22 protein-coding genes, 1 tRNA gene and 2 pseudogenes are annotated in these 21,522 nt (G+C 50.3%); 8 read left to right on the forward strand and 17 right to left on the reverse strand.

Features of this window, described 5'->3' with window-relative positions:
- Positions 1-56: 56 nt before the first annotated feature.
- A complete protein-coding gene (locus NA330_RS05750; RefSeq protein WP_001650662.1) occupies positions 57-1,124 on the reverse strand; it encodes a nucleotidyl transferase AbiEii/AbiGii toxin family protein in 1,068 nt (355 codons plus the stop codon).
- Positions 1,124-1,741, reverse strand: a complete 618-nt coding sequence (locus tag NA330_RS05755) for a DUF6088 family protein (RefSeq protein WP_001650661.1) — start codon at positions 1,739-1,741, stop codon at positions 1,124-1,126. The genes NA330_RS05750 and NA330_RS05755 overlap by 1 nt, the downstream gene beginning before the upstream one ends.
- A 198-nt stretch (positions 1,742-1,939) precedes the next feature.
- Here NA330_RS05755 and NA330_RS05760 point away from each other — a divergent pair, with 198 nt between their 5' ends.
- Complete coding sequence (locus NA330_RS05760) at positions 1,940-2,392, forward strand: AAA family ATPase (protein ID WP_023241583.1); 453 nt, start codon at positions 1,940-1,942, stop codon at positions 2,390-2,392.
- 95 nt (positions 2,393-2,487) lie between these two features.
- Here NA330_RS05760 and NA330_RS05765 read toward each other — a convergent pair.
- The 4 genes and pseudogenes from NA330_RS05765 to NA330_RS05780 all read right to left on the reverse strand — a co-directional run.
- Positions 2,488-2,592, reverse strand: a pseudogene (locus NA330_RS05765) (IS5/IS1182 family transposase); the annotation flags it as partial.
- A 384-nt stretch (positions 2,593-2,976) separates the two neighbouring features.
- Positions 2,977-4,296 carry a ferredoxin reductase family protein gene (locus NA330_RS05770; protein WP_024149217.1) on the reverse strand — a complete coding sequence of 440 codons (1,320 nt, stop codon included), beginning with the start codon at positions 4,294-4,296 and terminating at the stop codon, positions 2,977-2,979.
- 75 nt (positions 4,297-4,371) lie between these two features.
- Positions 4,372-4,635: a YdgH/BhsA/McbA-like domain containing protein gene (locus tag NA330_RS05775; protein ID WP_017441072.1), complete on the reverse strand. Its 264-nt coding sequence runs from the start codon at positions 4,633-4,635 to the stop codon at positions 4,372-4,374.
- A gap of 25 nt (positions 4,636-4,660) precedes the next feature.
- Positions 4,661-5,284 carry an FMN-dependent NADH-azoreductase gene (locus tag NA330_RS05780; protein WP_023241581.1) on the reverse strand — a complete coding sequence of 208 codons (624 nt, stop codon included), beginning with the start codon at positions 5,282-5,284 and terminating at the stop codon, positions 4,661-4,663.
- A 100-nt stretch (positions 5,285-5,384) separates the two neighbouring features.
- Between NA330_RS05780 and NA330_RS05785 the strand changes: the two genes are divergently transcribed.
- Positions 5,385-6,290 carry a LysR family transcriptional regulator gene (locus tag NA330_RS05785; RefSeq protein WP_000568121.1) on the forward strand — a complete coding sequence of 302 codons (906 nt, stop codon included), beginning with the start codon at positions 5,385-5,387 and terminating at the stop codon, positions 6,288-6,290.
- Between the two features lie 273 nt (positions 6,291-6,563).
- Here the strand turns inward: NA330_RS05785 and NA330_RS05790 are convergent.
- The 3 genes and pseudogenes from NA330_RS05790 to NA330_RS05800 all read right to left on the reverse strand — a co-directional run.
- Positions 6,564-6,791, reverse strand: a pseudogene (locus NA330_RS05790) (Arm DNA-binding domain-containing protein); the annotation flags it as partial.
- 158 nt (positions 6,792-6,949) lie between these two features.
- Positions 6,950-7,025: transfer RNA gene (locus tag NA330_RS05795), tRNA-Phe, on the reverse strand.
- 105 nt (positions 7,026-7,130) lie between these two features.
- Complete coding sequence (locus NA330_RS05800) at positions 7,131-7,838, reverse strand: DUF554 domain-containing protein (protein WP_023241580.1); 708 nt, start codon at positions 7,836-7,838, stop codon at positions 7,131-7,133.
- 424 nt (positions 7,839-8,262) lie between these two features.
- Between NA330_RS05800 and NA330_RS05805 the strand changes: the two genes are divergently transcribed.
- Positions 8,263-10,398, forward strand: a complete 2,136-nt coding sequence (locus NA330_RS05805) for an ornithine decarboxylase (RefSeq protein ID WP_023241578.1) — start codon at positions 8,263-8,265, stop codon at positions 10,396-10,398.
- A gap of 61 nt (positions 10,399-10,459) precedes the next feature.
- Here NA330_RS05805 and NA330_RS05810 read toward each other — a convergent pair whose 3' ends face one another.
- The 4 genes from NA330_RS05810 to mutY form a co-directional block, all read right to left on the reverse strand.
- A complete protein-coding gene (locus NA330_RS05810; protein ID WP_001049804.1) occupies positions 10,460-11,716 on the reverse strand; it encodes a nucleoside permease in 1,257 nt (418 codons plus the stop codon).
- Positions 11,717-11,932: 216 nt separating this feature from the next.
- A complete protein-coding gene (mltC, locus tag NA330_RS05815) occupies positions 11,933-13,018 on the reverse strand; it encodes a membrane-bound lytic murein transglycosylase MltC (protein ID WP_000976289.1) in 1,086 nt (361 codons plus the stop codon).
- A gap of 112 nt (positions 13,019-13,130) precedes the next feature.
- On the reverse strand, positions 13,131-13,406 hold the full coding sequence (locus tag NA330_RS05820) for an oxidative damage protection protein (RefSeq protein WP_000091706.1): 276 nt from the start codon (positions 13,404-13,406) through the stop codon (positions 13,131-13,133).
- A 27-nt stretch (positions 13,407-13,433) separates the two neighbouring features.
- Positions 13,434-14,486, reverse strand: coding sequence for an A/G-specific adenine glycosylase (mutY, locus tag NA330_RS05825; RefSeq protein ID WP_001148959.1), 1,053 nt, complete (start codon positions 14,484-14,486; stop codon positions 13,434-13,436).
- Between the two features lie 154 nt (positions 14,487-14,640).
- On the opposite strand from mutY, the gene trmB reads away from it, so the two are divergent.
- The 5 genes from trmB (at position 14,641) to NA330_RS05850 (ending at position 18,830) form a co-directional block, all read left to right on the forward strand.
- Positions 14,641-15,360: a tRNA (guanosine(46)-N7)-methyltransferase TrmB gene (trmB, locus tag NA330_RS05830; RefSeq protein WP_000786893.1), complete on the forward strand. Its 720-nt coding sequence runs from the start codon at positions 14,641-14,643 to the stop codon at positions 15,358-15,360.
- On the forward strand, positions 15,360-15,686 hold the full coding sequence (locus tag NA330_RS05835) for a YggL family protein (RefSeq protein WP_001107559.1): 327 nt from the start codon (positions 15,360-15,362) through the stop codon (positions 15,684-15,686). Before trmB ends, NA330_RS05835 begins: the two co-directional genes overlap by 1 nt.
- Positions 15,687-15,735: 49 nt before the next feature.
- Positions 15,736-16,455: a DUF2884 domain-containing protein gene (locus NA330_RS05840; RefSeq protein WP_000984835.1), complete on the forward strand. Its 720-nt coding sequence runs from the start codon at positions 15,736-15,738 to the stop codon at positions 16,453-16,455.
- Positions 16,456-16,643: 188 nt separating this feature from the next.
- On the forward strand, positions 16,644-17,690 hold the full coding sequence (gene ansB / locus NA330_RS05845) for an L-asparaginase 2 (RefSeq protein ID WP_023241577.1): 1,047 nt from the start codon (positions 16,644-16,646) through the stop codon (positions 17,688-17,690).
- A 132-nt stretch (positions 17,691-17,822) separates the two neighbouring features.
- Positions 17,823-18,830: a DUF1202 domain-containing protein gene (locus tag NA330_RS05850; protein ID WP_000252200.1), complete on the forward strand. Its 1,008-nt coding sequence runs from the start codon at positions 17,823-17,825 to the stop codon at positions 18,828-18,830.
- A gap of 90 nt (positions 18,831-18,920) precedes the next feature.
- Here NA330_RS05850 and hemW read toward each other — a convergent pair whose 3' ends face one another.
- From hemW to NA330_RS05870, 4 genes are read right to left on the reverse strand one after another with little or no spacing between them, the layout of a single operon-like run.
- Positions 18,921-20,057, reverse strand: a complete 1,137-nt coding sequence (gene hemW / locus NA330_RS05855) for a radical SAM family heme chaperone HemW (RefSeq protein ID WP_001096521.1) — start codon at positions 20,055-20,057, stop codon at positions 18,921-18,923.
- Complete coding sequence (locus NA330_RS05860; protein ID WP_001174769.1) at positions 20,050-20,643, reverse strand: XTP/dITP diphosphatase; 594 nt, start codon at positions 20,641-20,643, stop codon at positions 20,050-20,052. The genes hemW and NA330_RS05860 overlap by 8 nt, the downstream gene beginning before the upstream one ends.
- Before the next feature lie 7 nt (positions 20,644-20,650).
- On the reverse strand, positions 20,651-20,941 hold the full coding sequence (gene yggU, locus NA330_RS05865; RefSeq protein WP_001277205.1) for a DUF167 family protein YggU: 291 nt from the start codon (positions 20,939-20,941) through the stop codon (positions 20,651-20,653).
- The gene (locus tag NA330_RS05870; RefSeq protein WP_001094848.1) at positions 20,938-21,504 is read right to left on the reverse strand and encodes a YggT family protein; all 567 of its coding nucleotides are present in this window, start codon (positions 21,502-21,504) and stop codon (positions 20,938-20,940) included. Before NA330_RS05870 ends, yggU begins: the two co-directional genes overlap by 4 nt.
- Positions 21,505-21,522 lie beyond the last annotated feature (18 nt).

Raw genomic sequence — 21,522 nt, forward strand, 5'->3', positions numbered from 1 at the left:
TATATTATTCAAAAGGCTTATGTCATATGGCTGAGGGATCAATTAGCAGGAATAATTTATATCGATGAACCACACATAAAACGATTGATATTATCCTGAGCATGGCGAAGGCGGTCAGCAATCTCAGTAAATCTGTCAGGCTCACGAAAGAACATTCCCCCTTCCACTGCCGTTTGATGATCCCCGGCGATCGCAGCGAACCGTTCAGCATCGTCAGGCAACAGTTGCAGGTTTCCGACAATCACCTGAGTAAAATCCACGCCCGGCACAGACCAGCGACGTTGCTTCATCTCGACCACGTTGCCCATGGCTTCCAGCGTTTCATAGGGGCTGGCAAAATGATTACGCAGCAGACAATCCACATCATACCAGTGGCGTGCCAGTCGGGCCGGATTTGGCGCTTTGGTTTGCGTGCAGAATTGGTGCAGCGCCGTCAGCTTTTCCCAAAGAATATAACCGGTGTCATAAGCGCTTACGGTCGCGCTGGGTAACTTGAGTGTATCCATGCCTGCAATCCCGGACAGATAGCTTACAACAGGCATCAGATCGGTTGGCTTGCCACGATTTCGTCCGCCAAATTCCAACAGAATATGATCGCGCTGATAGGCCATACTGTCTTCTTTCACCCGTGGAAAATAGATATCGACTTTTTCGCCACCGCTGTCGGGTTCCATTTTTGCTTCAAGGCCCGAAATATCATAAATTTGAAAGCGTTGGTTTAACCGTTCTGCCAGCGCGTTTGTCCATTCTGTTAAGCGCTCTTGCTGCTGCTCTCTGAACCGGCGATTCTGGCTGTTATTTAGCGTGCTTTGCTCCCATGCCTGCTGTTCTTCCTCTTCAGAGTGACCTGCCAGATCGGCCCAGTGAACAGAAAGATCGATATCTTCAGAAAAACGCTCAATCACGTTCCAGCATTTGCTTAACGCCGTTCCACCTTTAAACGCGACAGATAAATCTCCCAACAGCTCCTCATTAAAAAGCAACCGAAGGATCTCCGTTACCCAGAGATCCTTTTCCAGAAAGCTGGCTCCCAGCCCGGAGGGATGCTGCTGCGCCGCGTAAGAGAGGATTTCCTGAAGCTCGCGACGTTGTGATGCGCTCCGGTAGTAATCAAAAATGTCCATCAGAGCGCCTTTTGCAACGTCATCAGGTGCGAGCGCCACGCGTGAAGCGCAGGCTCATTCATTAACTTTCCGGCAATCTGTCGCGCTTTAGCGGACGGGATGCTCAGCCGATGAAAAGCATTCTTCAGCGTTTCCGGTGGGGTATGTTGCTGATCCAGACTCAGCAAACCGCGCATCAGCTCTCCTTCAGGTCGGTTCAGCCAACGTAACCGGCTTGCTGATTTATGCTGGATCCGGACCAACTCATTGCCGACACGGAACTCTCGCGTAGGGCCGTTTGACCAGTAGATGCGTTTAACCGGCGCCTGCGTTTGCAGCCCTAGCCGGTAAGCGGCTTCCAGCCCCTGAAGGGTGATTTTGTAACCGCGTTCCTTTGCCCATGCGGCGGCAACGGCATTGGCGCTGGCGACAACGTTTACGGATGGAAGGTTTTTTAACGGTTTTGGCCGGGAGTAGAAACCGCGTTCAACCCGGACCAGCAGGCCTTCTTTGACCAGACGACTCATTGCCTGTTGTACCGACGCGCGACTTCCCAGCGAGTAAAATCCGCTGATGGAAAAGGGAACGCCCCGCTTCATGCGGTGAACCCGCTGGCGGGCCAGAGCGGCAACAGACATTGATTCTCCTGTACTGACATTTTAATTGATATGTGATTTCATTGTATCCCTTGTGTATCAAGGAGTCTAACATAAAAAATGTCAGTAACGTTCATTATAGAACAATGTATAAAATGGCAGTTATCAGTGAGGTTGCTTGCTGTAGGGAATGACGGCGATAAAATATCCACATACAGAAGGCGGTGACAATGATATAGCATGACCATTCTCTCCATCCACGGCGTTCGCAGTTATCAGGGTGAAAAGCCAGCAGAGTTCGACTTGAGTAAGTATGTCACTCTTATCTATGGACAAAACGGTTCTGAGAAATCAACCGTTTCTGGCTACTTTTATAAGCATGGTCGACCAGATTACAGCCGGTGCAGCCTGCAACCTCCATTGGATATGAACTACCTGGTGTTTAACCAGCAGTATGTAGACGATATTTTCAGTCAACCTTCTCAGCCGGGCATTTTCACTTTACATAGTGAAAATGCAGAAATAAAAACGGAAATAGATGATCTGGAAGCGGAGAGTAAAGTTTTTTCGCCCGGCGTGATGCTTTGGACGTGCAAAAACGCGGCGTTGAGGGTATGGAAGAAAACATTAAAAATGGTTCTGCGAGATATATTTATGGGATTTGATGGCTGGAATCATGATCTTACCCAGTAATAGTGGACCCGCAACTAAGTGGGTAAACTCTCAACCAGAGGTGACTCACATGACAAAACCAGCATCAACCACCAAAAAGGCACGCAAGCAGCACACGCCTGAATTGCCTCGTCGTCCAGCCAGAAAGTGATGGAGTCGCGGTGGATAAGGGCTTTATTGTAGTTGCGCCAGTTGGTGATTCTGAACTTCTGCTTTGCCATGGGACGAGCTGTGTTGCCGGATGATGTGTGAACTGATCCTTCAACTCATCAAAAGTTCGATTTATTCAACAAAGCCGAAGATAACCCGTATTTATCGATCATTACGTAGTAATGGAAACGGTGTGGAGGGGCGCACCTCTTTTTCATATCTAAGGGACGCCGTAGTGGCGTCCCTTAATTATTTACATAATCCCTTTTCTGACCAGAGGAGTATTAACCCACTCATGAGCTTCTTTACTTATCTCAACATCCGGAGCGCATTGTGCCAGTAGTCCGAAAAATGAATTACAGGGCTATTTCTAAGATACACTTCCTTCGGTTTTCTGTAAAACCAATACCGAGGTAGCCTGAGAAAAATATGTATATGCATTTTCTCATCAATAATTAACGCATATTAAAACGATCATAATGGAAGGCTTTCTCTGATATCCCGTACTTTTGTAGTCCGGATAATAGACTTTTCGCAAAGCCTGCGGGTCCGCAAAACCAGACGTGAACGTTTTGGCTATTATCGCTTTCCATCATAATATGTTTGGCTTCCAGTTTCATCCTGGCATCGATACGGTGTAAAGTCACACCTGCCGCTGTACATAACAAATCGAGATTTACAGGGTACTGCAAATCATCATGCTGACCAACGCAATACCATAAATCAATAGGGCAGAGTGGGTGGCCTGAGTTTTTTAAATATTCCAGCTGAGATATAAAAGGAGTGATACCGATCCCTCCCGCAACCCAGACCTGACGCTCAGATTGAATATTAAAGTCTAAATAACCCCAGGGGCCCTCAACAATCACGTCCTGTCCAATTTTTAATTCTTTCTTTAGTGAATGTGTATGATCCCCTAATGCTTTAATGGCAAAACGCAAGTGTTTTTTATCCTGGTAATAAGAGGCTATAGTGAATGGGTGTGCCTCTGCATCATGTTGAAATGTTAAAAATGAAAACTGCCCTGGTGTATGCAATAGGGGGGTGTCAGTATGTAGAGTTATTTCTATAATATCATTTGGGTAATAGTCGATGTTGGTGATGATCGCAACGCGTTTGTTTTTATAAGCAATCATATTAAATAGCGAAAGGCCGGCAGCATAAATACCAGGGATACTCACTATTACCAGCAGAATGCCCGCAGGTGAATTCCACCAATATGTTTTAAATAGAACGGTAAAAATATGGAAAGCAGTAGCCAGGTAAAAAACAGGAAACAGACGATGTATAAAATGGAAAATGTTATAAGGGATTTTTTTTACAAGAGAAACCAGCACCAACCCTATCATCAGGTATGTAGACCATTCAGCAGCTAACAATCCTGCATAGATCAGTTGAGATTGCCATGAGCTTATCTGAACACTTCCCAGTGATCCTGGATGAGCAAGCCAGCCATTTTGCACCAGCCAGTGAGGTATTTTTTCGTCCAGCCAGTGCGCCAGCGTAAAGACTGTTGCGATAATACCAGCTTGTTTGTGTAAACCCCACGATTTATCCAGACCTTTCAGAATTCGATTCAACCAGGGTGAACGCAAAATCAGACACATAGCTAATGTCATAAAACACCATGCGACGCACCCACTAAAAAAGAGAAAGTTTTGCCGAAACAGCCAAAAGATTTTAGATGTTTCGGCGTGGAATATTTCACCTGATAAGACAAAAATAAGACTTGCTGTGAGTAATGTTAAGCTACTCACAAAATACGTTATTTTCATAATAGCCTGTTTTTTTAGCAGGCACGGGCAATTACCCGTGTCCTGGATAATAATTACGATTGATTGTAATTGTGATTATTTATAAAGAATAGCGGTGGCGTGTGATTGATTATCGATATGAAATGAAGTGATTCGATAATAATGAGCACCTGACGCTTCAGTTTTATTCTGAAGGAGTTGTATGATGCTTTCAGGATTTGTATTTATGGATGATACACTAACATGAGCAACTTCTTTCATGTCTGTTTCTGGATGACTAATTTCTGTTGCAGCAATGGATGTCTGCCCAAATAAAGAGAGTAAGAAAAAAGAGATGACAATTTTTTTACTGATATTCATAAGAATTCCTTTCATATTAATAAACTTATCGATTAAAAGCATGAGCCAGCATACAGGGAATTTGCGCCAGCGAGTTTTTTTCTGCCAGAGATCTGCCTGGTTCGGTTTTATCCACTCCTTCGGTGGGCAATATATGGACGTTAGTGATCCCCATCAAATTTAACGTTGACCGCAGATAGCTTTCCTGATGATCCAATTCCCGATGCCTGGTATCTGAATAAATTCCACCACGCGTGGAGACAATAAATGCTGGCCTGTCGGCCAGTAACCCCGTTGCACCCGTAGAGGTAAAACGAAATGTCAGACCAGCCTGGCAAACCTGATCTATCCAGGTTTTCAGACCCGAGGAGACAGAGTGGTTAATCATTGGTGCACCTATTACTAATATATCGCAGAGGCTCAACTCCGCGATCGCGTTTCTGATACCCTCCACTTCACTTTGCGTTTGTGCGTCTGTAGACATTAACTTTCCCCCAAGCACCAGAAATGTCTCTTCGCGTAAGTGGGGTGGCGGTGTCCGTCCGAGATCGCGGTATGTCACGCTGGCATTCGGAAAGCGCTGGCAGATAGCTTTTGTCAGCGCCAGGCTCAGCTTTCGTGAGCTGGAGTTGCAGAGCATAGGGCTGCTGTCAATGTGGAGGATCTTCATGGTGTTCGTCTCATTTAAAACGTGTGGCTAGTTTAACCGTTCTTAAAATGATGTTTAAATAGACGAAATTGAACTTCATTGTTGCGATAAAAGAACAATCATGATTGACTGGAATGATTACTGGTATTTTGCCCTGATTGCAGAAGAAGGAAGCTACAGCCGGGCGGCAATACGTGCGCAAGTGTCCAAATCGGTGCTAAGCCGACGGATGTCGGCATTAGAGGAACAGCTTGGTGTACATCTGATTCAGCGGACAACCCGACGCCTTGCGCTGACCAAAGTCGGCGAGCAATTTGCGCAGGAGTGTCAGACGCTGGTAAATCAAAGTGAGCGAGCCCGCGCTGTTGTTCAGGCGGTACAGGAGTATCCACAGGGGACATTACGGATCAGTGCGCCGGTATTCATGGCAGAAACGTGGCTGGGAGCACTCATCAACGAATTTATTGCCCGTTGGCCGCTGGCAAATGTGCAGCTCCTTGCTGTCAATCGCCCGGTGGATATGATTGCAGAAGGTATTGATATTGCGCTATCAGTAAGTTCAGGGGCATTGCCTGATTCTTCGTTGCACTATAAAAAAATCAATACGCTATACGATATTTTAGTTGCCAGCCCCCAGTGGGTCGAGCAACATCCTGATTTAAAGACCATTGGAGATCTTCACAGAGCTCCGGCAATGGTGAGACTGGCCGACGGTCGTATGCAATCGTGGCATTTAATCAATGGGAGTCAGGAAATCACTCTGTCACTTTCCCCCCGTTTGTATTCCAATAATCTGCGGGTTCTGTTACAGGCAGTCGCTGGCGGCAATGGTGTGGCTTTATTACCGTTTCCGGCCTGCAAGGAAGAATTGCAAAACGGGGGACTGGTACAACTTTTCCCCGAGTGGTCTGGCCAGCCAAGACAGATTTATGCACTATTCCCAGCGAACAAAGGAATGCCCGCAGTTGCACGTTATTTTATGGACGAGTTAACCATGCGGCAGGAGAAACTAAATTCAGGACATTAAAAAGGTTAATTCATAGCGGCAGGAAACTGTCGCCGTGTTGTTGTAACAAATGACCAGACATGACTGTGGCAGATAATCCCGGCTTAGACATTCTGCAATCAGTTCATAAGTCTTAAATATACGCTATGTTGCCGGGCATAAATATAGGGCGCAACGTCCCCCTCGCGGCTCACGTCCAGATAATCTGACCACCACTGCATCATCTCCATACGCGCCTCCATGTACATACGCCGCCCGCACGCCGTTGCGCTCCTTGACGCTCACTGGCATCAGAGAAGGGCAGATACCCGATACCAGCAGCTTACGCGCGGCATTGCGCTTTTCGCGGGCTTTTGCCAGCGTAACCTGCGGATAGGGGCCGAAAGTCAGACGATTTTCTTTACCGCCGAAGCGATAGCGGAAATACCATAGCTTAGAGCCGTCAGGTACAGAATTTGTGAATCGGTGATTTTTGTAGGGTTTTTCGAGGGGCGCGGCGCAGATCTTGCTATCAGTTAACATGAGGGTCTCTCCGTTCATCGAACTGAATGAACCCTTAATCTGACCCACAATTTTCCGGATACGTAGGGATAAATCAAAACGCACCTGAAAAGATTTCCACGCTAAATCATTGAATTAAAAACACATGGGGATTTTTAAGGAAGTATAAAAAGGAAAGGTGGTGCCCGGACTCGGAATCGAACCAAGGACACGGGGATTTTCAATCCCCTGCTCTACCGACTGAGCTATCCGGGCAACGAGGCGCATTAAACCGTAATCGCCTCGCTTCGTCAACGAAATTTCTTCAAATCAACGTAGACTGCACAATCTATCACCACTTTGTTGTTATTGCACGCAGAGTCAGGCAAAAAACATCGCCCATGCGGCGGAGATCGGCATCGCCAGCAACAGCGCCGGGAGCATATTCACTACCGGAAACATTTTGATTCCACATACACGCAATCCGGTAGCCACCAGCAGCAGTCCACCCACAGCGCTAAAGTCGCCCATCATTGCCGGCGTGGTCAGTGGAAGAATGAGGGTGGAGCAGGCGGCAAGCGTTAACTGGATAATCAACATCGGCGCGCAAATCGCCGAAACGGCGATGCCAAGCGAACAGGCGAAAATAATGGCAGTGAAAAAATCCAGAAAAGATTTAGCGATCAAAATGTTTGGATCGCCGGTCATCCCTTCATGCATCGCGCCGAAAATACCGGTGCCGCTGGCGCAAAAAAGTACAATGATAGCGACGTAACTTTGAATAAATGAGTCGTGTGTCGGCTTCTTACCCGATGCCATAAATAATTGTTGGATTTTCGCGACTGCGCCATTAATGCCTTTTTCCAGCAAACAAAACTCGCCGATAAGCGCGCCGACCAGCGTCGCCAGCACCATCACCGGAAGATTAGCGCACTTCATCACCAGCAGAATGCCAATTCCCAGAGAGCACAGACCAAAAATAGACGTCATTGAGACGCGAATCCGTTCTGGCAGACGCTGACTTAACAGCGCGCCAATAACGCCGCCGAATAAAATTGCGCCAGCGTTAATAAAAGGTCCAATTACCACAATGACTCCTGTTATTTGTCTTTCAAATTGCCTTATTATCACGCGATTAAGCTGTTAATAGCTTGATTATCTGTGACGTATAGAACGCTGATTTTACCTTGCGCCGTCTGGTGAAAGGTGCCATGATTGCGCGAAATTTCTCCTGCCAGCATGGGGCTCGCCGGGATGAACATAGCGCCTTTATATTGTCTTCACTGTCGCCTGACTGCGCGAGGTTTGCCCCTTTCTTTCCTTTTTTTTGTCATCCCCGCTATGCGGTGAGGGCAGCGCACGCTCACTGCAGGACAACAGTAAAATCAGAAACAGTCTGTTTTTACTGATGTCTGGCGGTCGGAGCTGGTATCCAGTTTGACCCGGCATCTCGTTGGGCAAGGCATCGGCCTTGTCCGGGGTTACTCTACTCCCGAAACGGGTATTTGCGCTTATGAAATCAATGAATATTGCCGCCAGCGGTGAACTCATCCCCCGTCTCTCCACCCACCGAAACGTAGTGGCGCTGGACAGTACCGACTTTACCGATGTGGCCGCAGTCGTCATTACCACTGCCGACAGCCGTAGCGGTATTCTGGCGTTGCTTAAACGCACCGGTTTTCACCTGCCGGTGTTTATGCTTGCGGATGAACCCGTCAGCGCGCCTGTCGGCGTTACGGCGGTAATAGTCGGGAACGCGCAGGAATGGCTGGAGCTGGAAAACGCTGCCTGTCGCTACGAAGCGGAACTTCTGCCGCCCTTTTATGGCACCCTGACCCAGTATGTCGACATGGGGAATAGTACCTTTGCTTGCCCGGGGCACCAGCATGGCGAGTTTTTTAGAAAACATCCCGCAGGCCGCCATTTTTATGACTTTTTTGGTGAAAACCTGTTTCGTGCAGATATGTGTAACGCCGATGTGAAACTTGGCGATCTGCTAATACATGAAGGTTCTGCCAAACACGCGCAGAAATTTGCGGCAAAAGTATTTAATGCGGATAAAACCTACTTTGTGCTGAATGGAACTTCGGCGGCGAATAAAGTGGTCACCAACGCCCTGCTGACGCGCGGCGATCTGGTGCTGTTTGATCGTAATAATCACAAATCCAACCACCACGGCGCCCTGATTCAGGCCGGGGCGACGCCGGTCTATCTTGAAGCGGCGCGCAACCCGTTTGGTTTTATCGGTGGTATTGATGCGCACTGTTTTGATGAAACGTACCTGCGCGACCAGATTCGTGACGTGATGCCGGAAAGCGCCGATGCGTCGCGTCCGTTCCGCCTGGCGATCATTCAGCTTGGTACCTATGACGGCACTATTTACAACGCCCGTCAGGTGGTGGATAAAATCGGGCATCTCTGCGATTACATTCTGTTTGACTCCGCGTGGGTAGGCTATGAGCAGTTTATCAATATGATGGCGGATACCTCGCCGTTGCGGCTGGAGCTTAATGAAAACGACCCAGGGATCTTTGTGACCCAATCGGTACATAAGCAACAGGCGGGGTTCTCACAAACCTCGCAGATCCACAAAAAAGATAACCATATTCGCGGCCAGGCGCGTTTTTGCCCGCACAAACGCCTGAACAACGCCTTCATGTTGCATGCTTCAACCAGTCCGTTCTACCCGCTGTTTGCGGCGCTGGATGTCAATGCCAAAATCCACGAAGGGGAGAGCGGTCGCCGCCTGTGGGCGGAGTGCGTTGCGCTGGGCATTGACGCGCGTAAAGCCATTCTCGCCCGTTGCAAACTGCTTCAGCCCTTTATCCCACTGGTGGTTGACGGCAAGCCGTGGCAGGCATATCCGACGGAGACCATTGCCAGCAATCGTCGTTTCTTCAGTTTTGAACCCGGGGCGAAATGGCATGGCTTTGAGGGCTATGCGGATGACCAGTATTTTGTCGACCCCTGTAAACTGTTACTGACCACGCCAGGTATTGATGCCGATAGCGGGCAGTACACCGAATTCGGCATCCCGGCGACCATTCTCGCCCACTATCTACGTGAGAACGGTATTGTGCCTGAGAAGTGCGATCTCAACTCGATTCTGTTCTTGCTGACACCTGCCGAGAGCGAAGAGAAACTGGCGCGGCTGGTCGCGATGCTGGCGCAATTTGAACGGCACATTGAAGACGATACGCCGCTTGCGGATGTATTGCCGACGGTTTTTCAGAAATACCCGGTGCGCTACCGCGATTACACCCTGCGTGAGCTATGTCAGGAGATGCACAACCTGTACGTTAGCTTTGACGTTAAGGATCTGCAAAAAGCGATGTTCCGCAAAGAAAGCCTGCCGCATGTGGCGATGAACCCACAGGATGCCAACAGCGCCTTTATTCGCGGCGATGTAGAGCTGGTGCGTATCAGCGAGGCGGGCGGGCGTATTGCTGCCGAGGGGGCATTGCCATACCCGCCGGGCGTACTGTGCGTGGTGCCGGGGGAGATTTGGGGCGGCGCGGCGCAGCGTTATTTTTTGGCGCTGGAAGAGGGCATCAATCTATTGCCTGGTTTTTCGCCGGAATTGCAGGGGGTATATAGCGAGACCGATGCCGATGGAATTCAACGTTTGTACGGATATGTTTTAAAGTAACGTTGCCTGCAGGCCGGATAAGGCATTTACACCTCATCCGGCCTGCGAAACAGGGCAAGGATTAATGTGCAACGGGTTGCGAACTTGCCGGAACGCGAACGTGTTTGTATTTGAACAAGGCTACGAACGCAAAGGCCAGCACCAGCGAGTAGCCTGCGAAGATGAGCCACACGGTCTGCCAGTCGGTAATGCCGTTTTGAGTGTAATACTCCACCACTTTACCGCTCACAATGCCGCCCAGGATACAGCCGAAGCCGTTGGTCATCATCAGGAACATCCCCTGCGCGCTGGCGCGGATTTCCGGGCGTACTTCTTTTTCGACAAACACCGAGCCAGAAATGTTGAAGAAGTCGAAGGCGCAGCCGTACACAATCATCGACAATACCAGCAGAACGGTACCGAACGGCGTCGGGTCGCCATAAGCGAACAGGCCGAAACGCAGCATCCACGCCACAATACTGATAAGCATAACGTTCTTAATACCATAACGGCTCAGGAAGAACGGAATGGTCAGGATGAATAACGTTTCAGAAATCTGCGAAATCGACATCATCACCGAGGCGTGCTGCACGATAAAGCTACTGGCGAATAGCGGATCTTTATCAAAGCTATGCAGGAAGGTGTTGCCAAACATGTTAGTGATCTGCAGTTCCGCGCCCAGCATCATGGAGAAGATGAAGAAAATCGCCATCCGCTTATTTTTAAACAGCGCAAAAGCGTCAAGGCCCAGCATTGATGTCCAGCTCTGGTTTTTCTGTTGGTTCGCCACCGGAATGTGCGGCAGGGTAAAGGTAAACAGTACCAGCAGAACGGAAAGCGTCGCGCCGATATAAAGCTGCATATGGCTCAGCTCGAAACCGGAGAAACTCACGCCCCACATCGCCAGAATAAAGCCAATGGTGCCCCAGATACGGATAGGCGGGAAGTCAGTCACAATATCCATGCCGGCAGACTGCAGGCGGTAATACGATATGGTATTGATCAAGCCCAACGTCGGCATATAGGCCAACGAGTTAAGCAGGATCACAAAGAACATCGCCCCAGGCGTAGTGACTTCCGCGGCCATGAATAGCGTGATGGCGCCGACGACATGACACAGGGCATAGACCCATTTCGCGCTCAGCCATTTGTCAGCCACAATGCCTAACAAGGTCGGCATAAAGACGGCGGCAATCCCCAGTGAACTATAAACTGCGCCAATAGATGCGCCGTCAAATTTTAAGGTGACGAACATATACGAGCCCAGGGTAGTGAGCCAGCTTCCCCACAGACAGAACTGCAGAAAAGAGAGTATTTTAAGCTGCAGCTTAAGATTCATGTTAATTTCCTCACACCTGAGAGCGGATGAATGTTTTAAAAGGCACATTTGCCGTTGTGATTTGGTGTGATTCTATCAATGAGAGGCGGGCTTTTTTTGTTACCTGTGACAAATATTTGCAAACAATTTCTGATTGCAAAGCAAAAGGGTGACGGAGTTAACACTTTTACCTTTCCCGCCTCTGTCATTTGCCAGCCAGAGGCGGGATGCGATGGTTTATCGGCGGCGATACGATCGCTGGGCGGAATTCACCTTATACAGATAGCGGCGCGACTCCGCAGATGGATGTCGGGTGGTTAATATCTGGTACACATCCCCCGGCGACATGCGGTTAATCATATTCGCGGCTTGAATCTTATCGTTCGAGAATACGCGTAATACGCTGCCTGCGCCGCCATTGTAGGCAGTAATGACCGCATAGCGCCGCGACGTCGGATTCTCAATACCGCTCAGATAGACATTATTCAACATTGCCAGATACGCTGTGCCGGTATCGATGTTGCTGGCGGGGTCGAACAGGAAGTTACGGCTTGGCGTGCCGGACTTACCCTGAGAACGGAAAACATCTTTCCCGGCGCTGTGTTGCACCACCTGCATCAGGCCCAGCGCATCCGCGTGGCTGACCGCATACGGGTTAAACGAGGACTCCGTTTGCATAATCGCCAGAATCAGCGACTCGTCAACGCCGTATTTACGGGAGGCCTGGCGTACCATGCCAATGTATTTATGCGCGCGTTTATCAAGGTGGTTCGGCACCAGATTAATGGTGACGCTGTAAATAATACGCAGGCCGTTACTGCGGCTTTTGAGCCGCGTTTTCAGCAAGTAATCCGCGAATGTCGTGGCGCGGCCTTCCCAGCGAATAGGCTGGCCGGTATTGTCGAGGACCTGACCATACAGGAAGGGTTCTTTAGAAATTTTTATGTCATCGACATCGGAGTAAAGATCGACGGAGGTTGGGTCGTCACCCATGAGCAACGTTTTAATAATGGCCCGGCGCAGATGTGCGGTAGGTTCCGTCCCGGCGATGGTTTCAACGGTAATGGTCCCATCATCAAAGTTGATGTGGCTACGGGTCTGGAACTGATCGGTATATTTGACGTAGTCTTTCGGCCCGGCAATCAGGACTTCCTTATATCCCCACAGATTTTCAATATTGTTGGCAAATTGCCCCATCAAAATATCAAAGCCGTTGGTATCCTTGACCCAGGCTTCATTATACGTCTCGCCTTTTTTGGTCGAACTGGAGCAGGAGATGAGCAACGGCGCAATAACAGCAAGCGCGAGTAATTTTTTCATCATTCCGGGAGTGCATGTTGTGTTGTCGTTATGCCATGTTGCCGGGCAGCGGCGCTAAGGGCTTATCCGGCATAACTCACAGGCCGAATAAGCGCAGCGTCATTCAGCAACGGGCCTATTTTTTATCTTCCGGCGTATAACCTTCGATATGAACGTCTTTGCCTTCGAACAGGAAGCTCACCATCTCCTGTTCCAGCAGCTTACGGTGCTCGGCGTTCATCATGTTGAGCTTTTTCTCGTTAATCAACATGGTCTGCTTATGCTGCCACTGCGCCCACGCGTCCTTAGAGATCTCGTTATAGATACGTTTTCCCAGTTCGCCAGGGTAGAGCTGAAAATCTTGCCCTTCAGCGTCGCGTTGCAGGTAAGTACAAAAAATCGTTCTGCTCATAAGTCATCCTCTTCATCGACCGGGGCGTTAAACTGGCGCTCCGGTACGTAACTGCTGTAACAAGCGCTCCACGGGGGCCGCCAGTCCGACTGACGGCGGTTGCGCTAAGTTATACCAGAGCGCGCTGCCTTCATCCATGCAGGCGTCCAGTGACGACACGGGAAGCCACATAGGCACAATATCCAGATGGAAATGGCTAAATGTGTGGCGAAACGCATTAAGCTGGGTCAAATTATCAGCGTTAACATGCCGTTGCGCCAGCCATTCACGTAATTCATCTTCGCTGGCGAACTGCGGGAAGCAGTAGAGTCCGCCCCATAAACCGCTGGGAGGGCGCTGCGCCAGGAAAATCTCCTGATTATGCTGTAACAATAAAAAGTAACCCGTCCGCTCCGGCAACGTCTGTTTCGGTTTCTTGCCCGGATAGCGTGACCAGCTTTCATGCGCAGCGGCGATACAACCGTTTTGCAGCGGACACAGGGTGCACTTTGGTTTTGAACGCGTACAAACCATCGCGCCCAGATCCATCATCGCCTGATTAAAACGCTCCACGCCGCGTGCGGGCGTCACTTGCTCGCTCAACGTCCACAGCGTATTCTCCACCTCTTTTTTTCCAGGCCAGCCGCTAACAGCATAACAGCGAGCCAGCACACGTTTAACGTTTCCATCAAGAATCGGATAATGTTTACCTAACGCGAGGGAGAGAATCGCGCCGGCGGTTGAACGCCCGACGCCGGGTAGCGCGGCGATTTCGGCAAAAGTTTGCGGGAATTCTCCACCGTGAAGCGTCGCCACCTGTTGCGCCGCTTTATGCAAATTACGCGCGCGGGCGTAATAGCCGAGCCCGGTCCATAAATGGAGCACTTCATCCAGCGGCGCATTCGCTAAATCCGTTACCGTGGGAAAGCGCGCCATAAATCGCTCAAAGTAAGGAATCACCGTTGTCACCTGCGTTTGTTGCAACATGACTTCCGAGAGCCATACTTTGTAAGGCGTCTTGTTAATTTGCCAGGGCAGCGTTTTCCGCCCGTATTTGTCGTACCAGTCCAGAACCTGGGCTGAAAATTGAGACGCTTGCATGGAAACTCATTCATTATTGCCGGGGGCAAGATTGCAGCACAGAGGCCGCAGGGTGTAAACCGGAACTTTCCGCAGTGCGCTTCATGCTTGCATCCGGCAACTAACTTTGGATAATGCCCGTTTTCAGAACTCAAACACAGCAGACTACACTTTTATGAAAAACGACGTCATTTCACCGGAATTTGATGAAAACGGTCGCCCGCTGCGCCGTATTCGTAGTTTTGTTCGTCGCCAGGGGCGACTGACAAAGGGGCAAGAGCACGCGCTGGAAAACTACTGGCCGGTGATGGGCGTCGAGTTCAGCGAAGCGCCGGTAGATTTCGCCACGTTGTTTGGTCGCGAAGCGCCGGTGACGCTGGAGATTGGTTTTGGCATGGGGGCGTCTCTTGTGGCGATGGCGAAAGCGCGCCCGGAGCAGAATTTCCTCGGCATTGAAGTGCATTCACCCGGTGTCGGCGCGTGTCTGGCGTCCGCTCATGAAGAGGGCGTTGAAAACCTGCGCGTCATGTGCCACGACGCGGTAGAAGTGTTGCATACAATGATTCCTGACAATTCTTTATCGATGGTTCAGCTCTTTTTCCCTGACCCGTGGCATAAAGCGCGTCATAATAAACGCCGTATCGTTCAGGTGCCGTTTGCTGAACTGGTATTGAGCAAGCTGAAATTGGGCGGCGTTTTCCATATGGCGACCGACTGGGAAGCGTATGCGGAACACATGCTTGAAGTCATGTCTTCTATCGACGGGTACAAAAATCTGTCAGAGAGCAATGATTATGTACCGCGCCCGGAATCGCGCCCGGTAACGAAATTTGAACAACGTGGCCATCGTCTTGGTCATGGCGTATGGGACTTAATGTTCGAGAGGGTGAAATAATGGCAAAGAACCGTAGTCGTCGTCTGCGTAAAAAAATGCACATTGACGAATTCCAGGAATTAGGATTTTCGGTGGCATGGCGTTTTCCGGAAGGTACATCTGAAGAGCAGATCGATAAGACTGTCGATGACTTTATTAATGACGTTATTGAGCCTAATAAACTGGCGTTTGACGGCAGCGGCTACCTGGCCTGGGAAGGGCTGATTTGTATGCAGGAAATCGGTAAATGTACCGAAGAACATCAGGCGATTGTGCGTAAGTGGCTGGAAGCGCGCAACCTTGAAGAAGTCCGAACCAGCGAACTTTTCGACGTTTGGTGGGACTAATGAGTACAGGGTCGGCAAATGCCGGCCCGCTTTGTCTTGAGGGAAAGTTATGATGCGCAAAACGCTGCTGGCGGCAGTGCTAACGTTGACGGCGATGGCCGCTCATGCAGATTACAAATGCAGTGTCACGCCGCGTGACGATGTGATCCTGAGTCCACAAACGGTGCAGGTGAAAGGTGAAAACGGCAACCTGGTGATCACGCCGGACGGCAATGTGATGTACAACGGTAAGCAGTACACCCTTAGCGCCGCGCAGCGCGAGCAGGCGAAAGATTACCAGGCGGAACTACGAAGCGCGCTGCCGTGGATTGATGAGGGTGCCCGATCGCGCGTCGAAAAAGGCCGCGTGGCGCTGGATAAAATCATCGCTAAAGAGGTGGGCGAAAGCAGCAACATGCGTAGCCGTCTGACGAAGCTTGATGCGCAATTAAAAGCGCAAATGAACCGCATTATTGAACATCGTACGGACGGCCTGACGTTCCACTATAAGGCTATCGACCAGGTGCGTGCCGACGGTCAGCAGTTGGTGAATCAGGCGATGGGCGGTATTTTGCAGGACAGCATTAACGAAATGGGCGCCAAAGCGGTGCTTAAAGGCGGCGGCAATCCTTTACAGGGCGTGATGGGCAGCCTCGGTGGTTTGCAAACCGCTATCCAGAACGAATGGAAAAACCAGGAGAAAGATTTCCAGCAGTTTGGCAAAGATGTCTGTAGCCGCGTAGTAACCTTAGAAGATAGCCGCAAAGCGCTGGTTGGCAGCCTGAAGTAATCTTTCCTTTTTAAACAATGGCGTAGATCGTATCTGCGCCTTTTTATTCTGTTTTTTCCTGCATTTTGTTATCCATCTCTAAAAAATACTCTCTGTTGGATATATATCGCTGGTTAATCGTATGGCGTCACATTATTCGTCTGCAATATAGAGATAATGCGACCAGTTGACATAACTGGAGATATAACATGGAGTTTTTCAGGAAAACGGCATTAGCTGCTCTGGTAATGGGTTTCAGCGGCGCAGCGTTCGCTTTACCGAATATCACCATCTTAGCGACCGGCGGAACGATCGCTGGCGGCGGTGATTCAGCAACAAAATCAAATTATACGGCAGGTAAAGTCGGCGTCGAAAATCTGGTGGATGCCGTTCCTCAATTGAAGGACATTGCGGTAGTGAAAGGCGAGCAGGTCGTTAACATTGGCTCGCAGGATATGAACGATGAAGTCTGGCTCACGCTGGCGAAAAAAATCAATACCGAGTGCGACAGCACCGACGGTTTCGTGATCACCCACGGTACTGATACGATGGAAGAGACCGCTTATTTCCTCGATCTGACCGTGAAATGCAATAAACCGGTGGTACTGGTCGGCGCGATGCGTCCTTCCACGTCAATGAGCGCAGATGGCCCGTTCAACCTCTATAATGCGGTAGTAACAGCGGCTGATAAACAGTCTGCCAACCGCGGCGTGCTGGTGGTAATGAATGATACCGTCATGGACGGACGCGACGTCACTAAGACCAATACGACTGACGTGGCGACGTTTAAAGCGGTTAACTATGGCCCGCTGGGTTATATCCACAACGGTAAAATTGACTACCAGCGTACGCCAGGGCGTAAACATACCACCTCCACCCCGTTCGACGTGTCGAAGCTGACCGCGTTGCCGAAAGTCGGTATCGTTTATAACTATGCGAATGCGTCCGATCTGCCGGCAAAAGCGCTGGTAGACGCGGGTTATGACGGGATCGTGAGCGCAGGCGTGGGTAACGGCAACCTGTATAAAACGGTCTTTGATACCCTGGCGACCGCCGCGCACAACGGTACGGTAGTGGTGCGTTCTTCACGTGTGCCGACTGGCGCAACCACGCAGGATGCGGAAGTTGACGATGCAAAATACGGCTTTGTCGCCTCTGGCACGCTGAACCCGCAAAAAGCGCGTGTCTTACTGCAACTGGCGTTAACCCAGACTAAAGATCCAAAACAGATCCAGACGATGTTCAATCAGTATTAAAGATAATGCCCCGGTCGGAAGGCCGGGGCCATCTTTGGAAGACCTCTCGCACAACCAACACTATTATCTTGCTAATTATCATCCTGGTTATGATAATCGTGGGCGTCATGTCTCTGGACGGGAGGTCCACAAGTGGTTCGACAATGGATTGCTGGCGCAGCGCTGTTTGCCCTGATTTCAGGCTATAGTTGGGCAGAGGTTGCTCAACCCTCCGATAACATCTTAAAAGAACAGTTTAGTAAGCAGTACCACGGCATACTTAAACTGGATTCCATTACCTTAAAAAATCTTGATTCGACGGGCAATCAGGCCACCTGGTCTGCCGAAGGGGATATTTCTTCCCGTGAAGATATGTATACCGGCGTTGGTATGGCGGCGGATTATTATTTTGTTGAAAAAACCTGGACCAAAGATCGTCCCGTTAAATTTTCTGCCATGTTAACCAGCAAAGGGACGCCAGCCTCTGGCTGGACGGTGAGCTATTACTCATTACAAATGGCAGCCAGCGATCAGGGCCGGGCTATTGACGACATTAAAACGAATGATAAATACCTGATCGTCAACAGTGATGACTTTAACTATCGGTTTGGCAACATTGAAGCCTCCTGGCGTGCGCAGAAAGCGTCGATCCCCGGTCTTGAAGAACAACTCTCTGCCCTGGATAAGAAAATAGCGGTAGCTAAAAAAGAAGCGGACGCGTATTGGGGAAAAGGCGCTGATGGGAAACCGTTGACCCGCGCCGAGGCGTTTAAAAAGACGTTAAAAGAGCGCGATGATTATGTAAAAGCCAACGATAGCAGCGTATATGCCGAGAAATACGAAAAAGAGGTCTATCAACCGGCATTAGACGCGTGCCGTAAGCAGAGTGAGCCGTGCAATGAAGCGGCTATTCAGCAGAAAAGAGATTTAGACATACACGAGCAACGGCGGCAGGTATTTTTGAAATCAGAAGAGCTGCGTCGAAAAGCGCAGAATGACTGGATAACGTTAGAGAAAGGACAATATCCGCTGAATATAGCGGTACAGAAACTTCAGATGCAACAGAGTGATATCCGTGTGAAAATTATGGATATTAATGACGGTTACGAGCGCTGGAAAAAAGATACGGACGATTTGCGTCGTAAAGGGGTTATTAAATAATGCGCTTGCCGGCGGCGCATTAACCGCCACAGGTCGGTAAGCGTCGCGCCATCAGGTATTTTACCCGCTGGCGCGACAGACTTATCCTTGTTATTCCGCGAGAAACAACTCAAGAAGAGAGTTTAAAAACAGTTTACCGTGCCGGGTAATCTGCCAGTATTGCTCGCATTCGGTCAGGTAGCCCTGGGCAATAGCCTCGTCGATTGGCTGACGAATAACCGCTTCCGTAAGCCCGGTGTAGTCGACAAATTCGGCGCGAGGCGCGCGCTCCAGCAACCGAAAACGATTCATAAAGAACTCAAAGGGTTTATCGTCATCACTCACGTCACGCTGGCTTTCCAGGTAACGTCCCTGCATATAACCGCGTGGGTGACGGGTTTTGGTGGTGCGCAGGATCCTGCCGCCCGGGAAGGTGACTTTACCGTGGGCGCCGCAGCCAATCCCCAGATAGTCGCCAAAGCGCCAGTAGTTCAGATTATGCTGGCACTGATAACCGGGTTTGGCATAGGCCGACGTTTCGTATTGCTGATAGCCCGCGGCGGTTAATAACTGGTGGCCCTGCTCAAAGATATCCCACAGAGCGTCATCGTCCGGTAAAACCGGCGGACGCGAACCGAACAGAGTGTTGGGTTCAATCGTCAATTGATACCATGAGAGATGCGGCGGATTAAGCGCAATTGCCTGTCGCAAATCATTCAGCGCCTCTTCCAGCGTCTGGTCCGGCAATCCATGCATCAAGTCGAGGTTAAAGCTGCGTAGCCCAAGCCCATTTGCCAGTCTTGCTGCCCGCATCGCCTCTTGTGGACCGTGAATACGGCCAAGACGTTTCAGCTTAGGCTCACTAAAGCTCTGTACGCCAATGGAGATCCGGTTTACGCCGGCGCGCTGATAGTCGATGAAGCGGTCGGCTTCGACCGTGCCGGGGTTCGCTTCCATAGTAATTTCCGCATCCGCCGCCAGATTCAGGCGCGCACGCACGCCGTCCAGCAGCGTTTGCATCGCCGGCCCGGAAAGCAGGCTTGGCGTACCGCCGCCAATAAAAATGGTCTTTACTTCGCGCCCTTGCGCCCAGGCGACGTCGGCATCCAGATCGTTTAACAGATGCTGGACGTAGTCGTCATGCGGCACCTCGCCCTTCAACGCATGGGAATTGAAGTCGCAATATGGACATTTTTGTACACACCAGGGAATATGAATATAAAGACTGAGCGGCGGTAGTTTAGCCATTGCGTAACGCATCCAGCAGCAGCTTGAGCGCTTGTCCACGGTGGGAAATCGCGCTTTTTTCTTCACGGGTCAGTTCTGCGGCGGTTTTGCCTTCAGACGGTACGAAGAAAATAGGATCATAGCCAAATCCGCCATTTCCGGCCGCCTGGCGAGTAATGACGCCAGGCCAGCTACCGTGACAGACTATCGGTGTGGGATCTTCGGCATGACGCAAATAAACCAGTACACAATGGAATCGCGCCTGGCGTTTGTCGTCCGGAACATCCCGTAGAGTATGCAGCAGTTTTTCCAGATTTTGCTGATCTGTCGCGTTTTCGCCAGAATAGCGCGCGGAATAGATACCCGGCGCGCCGCCTAAAACGTCAACGGCCAGACCGGAGTCATCGGCAATGGCGGGCAGACCGGTCATTTTAGCGGCATGGCGCGCTTTGAGAATCGCGTTTTCAATAAACGTCAGGCCGGTTTCTTCCGCGGAGTCAACGCCCAGTTCCGTTTGCGCTACCACATCAAGCCCAAAATCGCTTAACAGCGACGCGAGCTCGCGCACTTTACCGGCGTTGCCGGTTGCGAGAACAACTTTTTGCATGGAATACCTACTCAGTTAACGCCGCAATTTCCGGCGGGATCTGTTGCGGGTGAATAATTTTTACCTGTTTGTGACGGCCCAGCTCGCCTTTTTCGATGACGATCTGACTTTTCGCCACGCGAAACTGTTTACCGAGAAACTTGGTCAGATGGCTGTTTGCCTGACCATCAACCGGCGGGGCGGTAATGGCGACTTTCACCTCGTCGCCATGTAAGCCCACAATACTGTCGCGGCTGGCTTTCGGCTGAATATAAAGCCGTAACACCAGACCGTCTTCGCAGCGAGTCACAGCACTCATAACGCCATCCACAGCCCCGGCAGCAACATGTTGCCTGTCGCTTGTAAGACTTCAGCGATCCCCATATTAACGACATACAGCAGCAGCACCAGAACCATCGGCGAGAAGTCGATGCCGCCCATCGCAGGCAGTATACGGCGAATCGGGCTGAGCAGCGGCTCGGCAAGCTGAATCAATACATATTCAATCGGGCTACGACCTTGGCTCACCCAGCTCATGATAGCCATGACCAGCAGCACCCAGAAGATCAGCAGGCCGATTGTTTTAAGCAAGATAAGCACCGCGGCAATCCAGATAATCGCCTGAAACGTAATTACCTTAAACAGCACTATCGCCTTAATAACGCTAAGAATAAACGCCACCAGCAGGGAAGCGCTGTCAATCGGCCCCATTGGCGGGATAATACGACGCAGCGGTCCGATGATGGGCTGCGTAATTTTCACCACGAACTGGGAAAAAGGGTTGTAAAAGTCACAGCGGGCCCACTGCATCCACACGCGCAATAATAGCACCATGGTATACAGCTCAATTACCGTTGAGAGCAGGAAGGTCAACGTATTCATGGCGTTCCTCAGTTTTCC

The sequence above is a fragment of the Salmonella sp. NW722 genome (assembly GCF_051702785.1).
Taxonomy (GTDB): domain Bacteria; phylum Pseudomonadota; class Gammaproteobacteria; order Enterobacterales; family Enterobacteriaceae; genus Salmonella; species Salmonella enterica.

What these genes read in the sequence shown, in the direction of transcription:
- NA330_RS05775 (WP_017441072.1), bottom strand. Translation starts at nt 4,635, where the DNA reads ATGAATATCAGTAAAAAAATTGTCATCTCTTTTTTCTTACTCTCTTTA.
- trmB (WP_000786893.1), top strand. Translation starts at nt 14,641, where the DNA reads ATGAAAAACGACGTCATTTCACCGGAATTTGATGAAAACGGTCGCCCG.
- NA330_RS05840 (WP_000984835.1), top strand. Translation starts at nt 15,736, where the DNA reads ATGATGCGCAAAACGCTGCTGGCGGCAGTGCTAACGTTGACGGCGATG.
- mutY (WP_001148959.1), bottom strand. Translation starts at nt 14,486, where the DNA reads ATGCAAGCGTCTCAATTTTCAGCCCAGGTTCTGGACTGGTACGACAAA.
- ansB (WP_023241577.1), top strand. Translation starts at nt 16,644, where the DNA reads ATGGAGTTTTTCAGGAAAACGGCATTAGCTGCTCTGGTAATGGGTTTC.
- NA330_RS05780 (WP_023241581.1), bottom strand. Translation starts at nt 5,284, where the DNA reads ATGAAGATCCTCCACATTGACAGCAGCCCTATGCTCTGCAACTCCAGC.
- NA330_RS05760 (WP_023241583.1), top strand. Translation starts at nt 1,940, where the DNA reads ATGACCATTCTCTCCATCCACGGCGTTCGCAGTTATCAGGGTGAAAAG.
- yggU (WP_001277205.1), bottom strand. Translation starts at nt 20,941, where the DNA reads ATGAGTGCTGTGACTCGCTGCGAAGACGGTCTGGTGTTACGGCTTTAT.
- NA330_RS05805 (WP_023241578.1), top strand. Translation starts at nt 8,263, where the DNA reads ATGAAATCAATGAATATTGCCGCCAGCGGTGAACTCATCCCCCGTCTC.
- NA330_RS05785 (WP_000568121.1), top strand. Translation starts at nt 5,385, where the DNA reads ATGATTGACTGGAATGATTACTGGTATTTTGCCCTGATTGCAGAAGAA.
- NA330_RS05820 (WP_000091706.1), bottom strand. Translation starts at nt 13,406, where the DNA reads ATGAGCAGAACGATTTTTTGTACTTACCTGCAACGCGACGCTGAAGGG.
- NA330_RS05835 (WP_001107559.1), top strand. Translation starts at nt 15,360, where the DNA reads ATGGCAAAGAACCGTAGTCGTCGTCTGCGTAAAAAAATGCACATTGAC.
- NA330_RS05870 (WP_001094848.1), bottom strand. Translation starts at nt 21,504, where the DNA reads ATGAATACGTTGACCTTCCTGCTCTCAACGGTAATTGAGCTGTATACC.
- mltC (WP_000976289.1), bottom strand. Translation starts at nt 13,018, where the DNA reads ATGATGAAAAAATTACTCGCGCTTGCTGTTATTGCGCCGTTGCTCATC.
- NA330_RS05755 (WP_001650661.1), bottom strand. Translation starts at nt 1,741, where the DNA reads ATGTCTGTTGCCGCTCTGGCCCGCCAGCGGGTTCACCGCATGAAGCGG.
- hemW (WP_001096521.1), bottom strand. Translation starts at nt 20,057, where the DNA reads ATGGCTAAACTACCGCCGCTCAGTCTTTATATTCATATTCCCTGGTGT.
- NA330_RS05770 (WP_024149217.1), bottom strand. Translation starts at nt 4,296, where the DNA reads ATGAAAATAACGTATTTTGTGAGTAGCTTAACATTACTCACAGCAAGT.
- NA330_RS05810 (WP_001049804.1), bottom strand. Translation starts at nt 11,716, where the DNA reads ATGAATCTTAAGCTGCAGCTTAAAATACTCTCTTTTCTGCAGTTCTGT.
- NA330_RS05750 (WP_001650662.1), bottom strand. Translation starts at nt 1,124, where the DNA reads ATGGACATTTTTGATTACTACCGGAGCGCATCACAACGTCGCGAGCTT.
- NA330_RS05860 (WP_001174769.1), bottom strand. Translation starts at nt 20,643, where the DNA reads ATGCAAAAAGTTGTTCTCGCAACCGGCAACGCCGGTAAAGTGCGCGAG.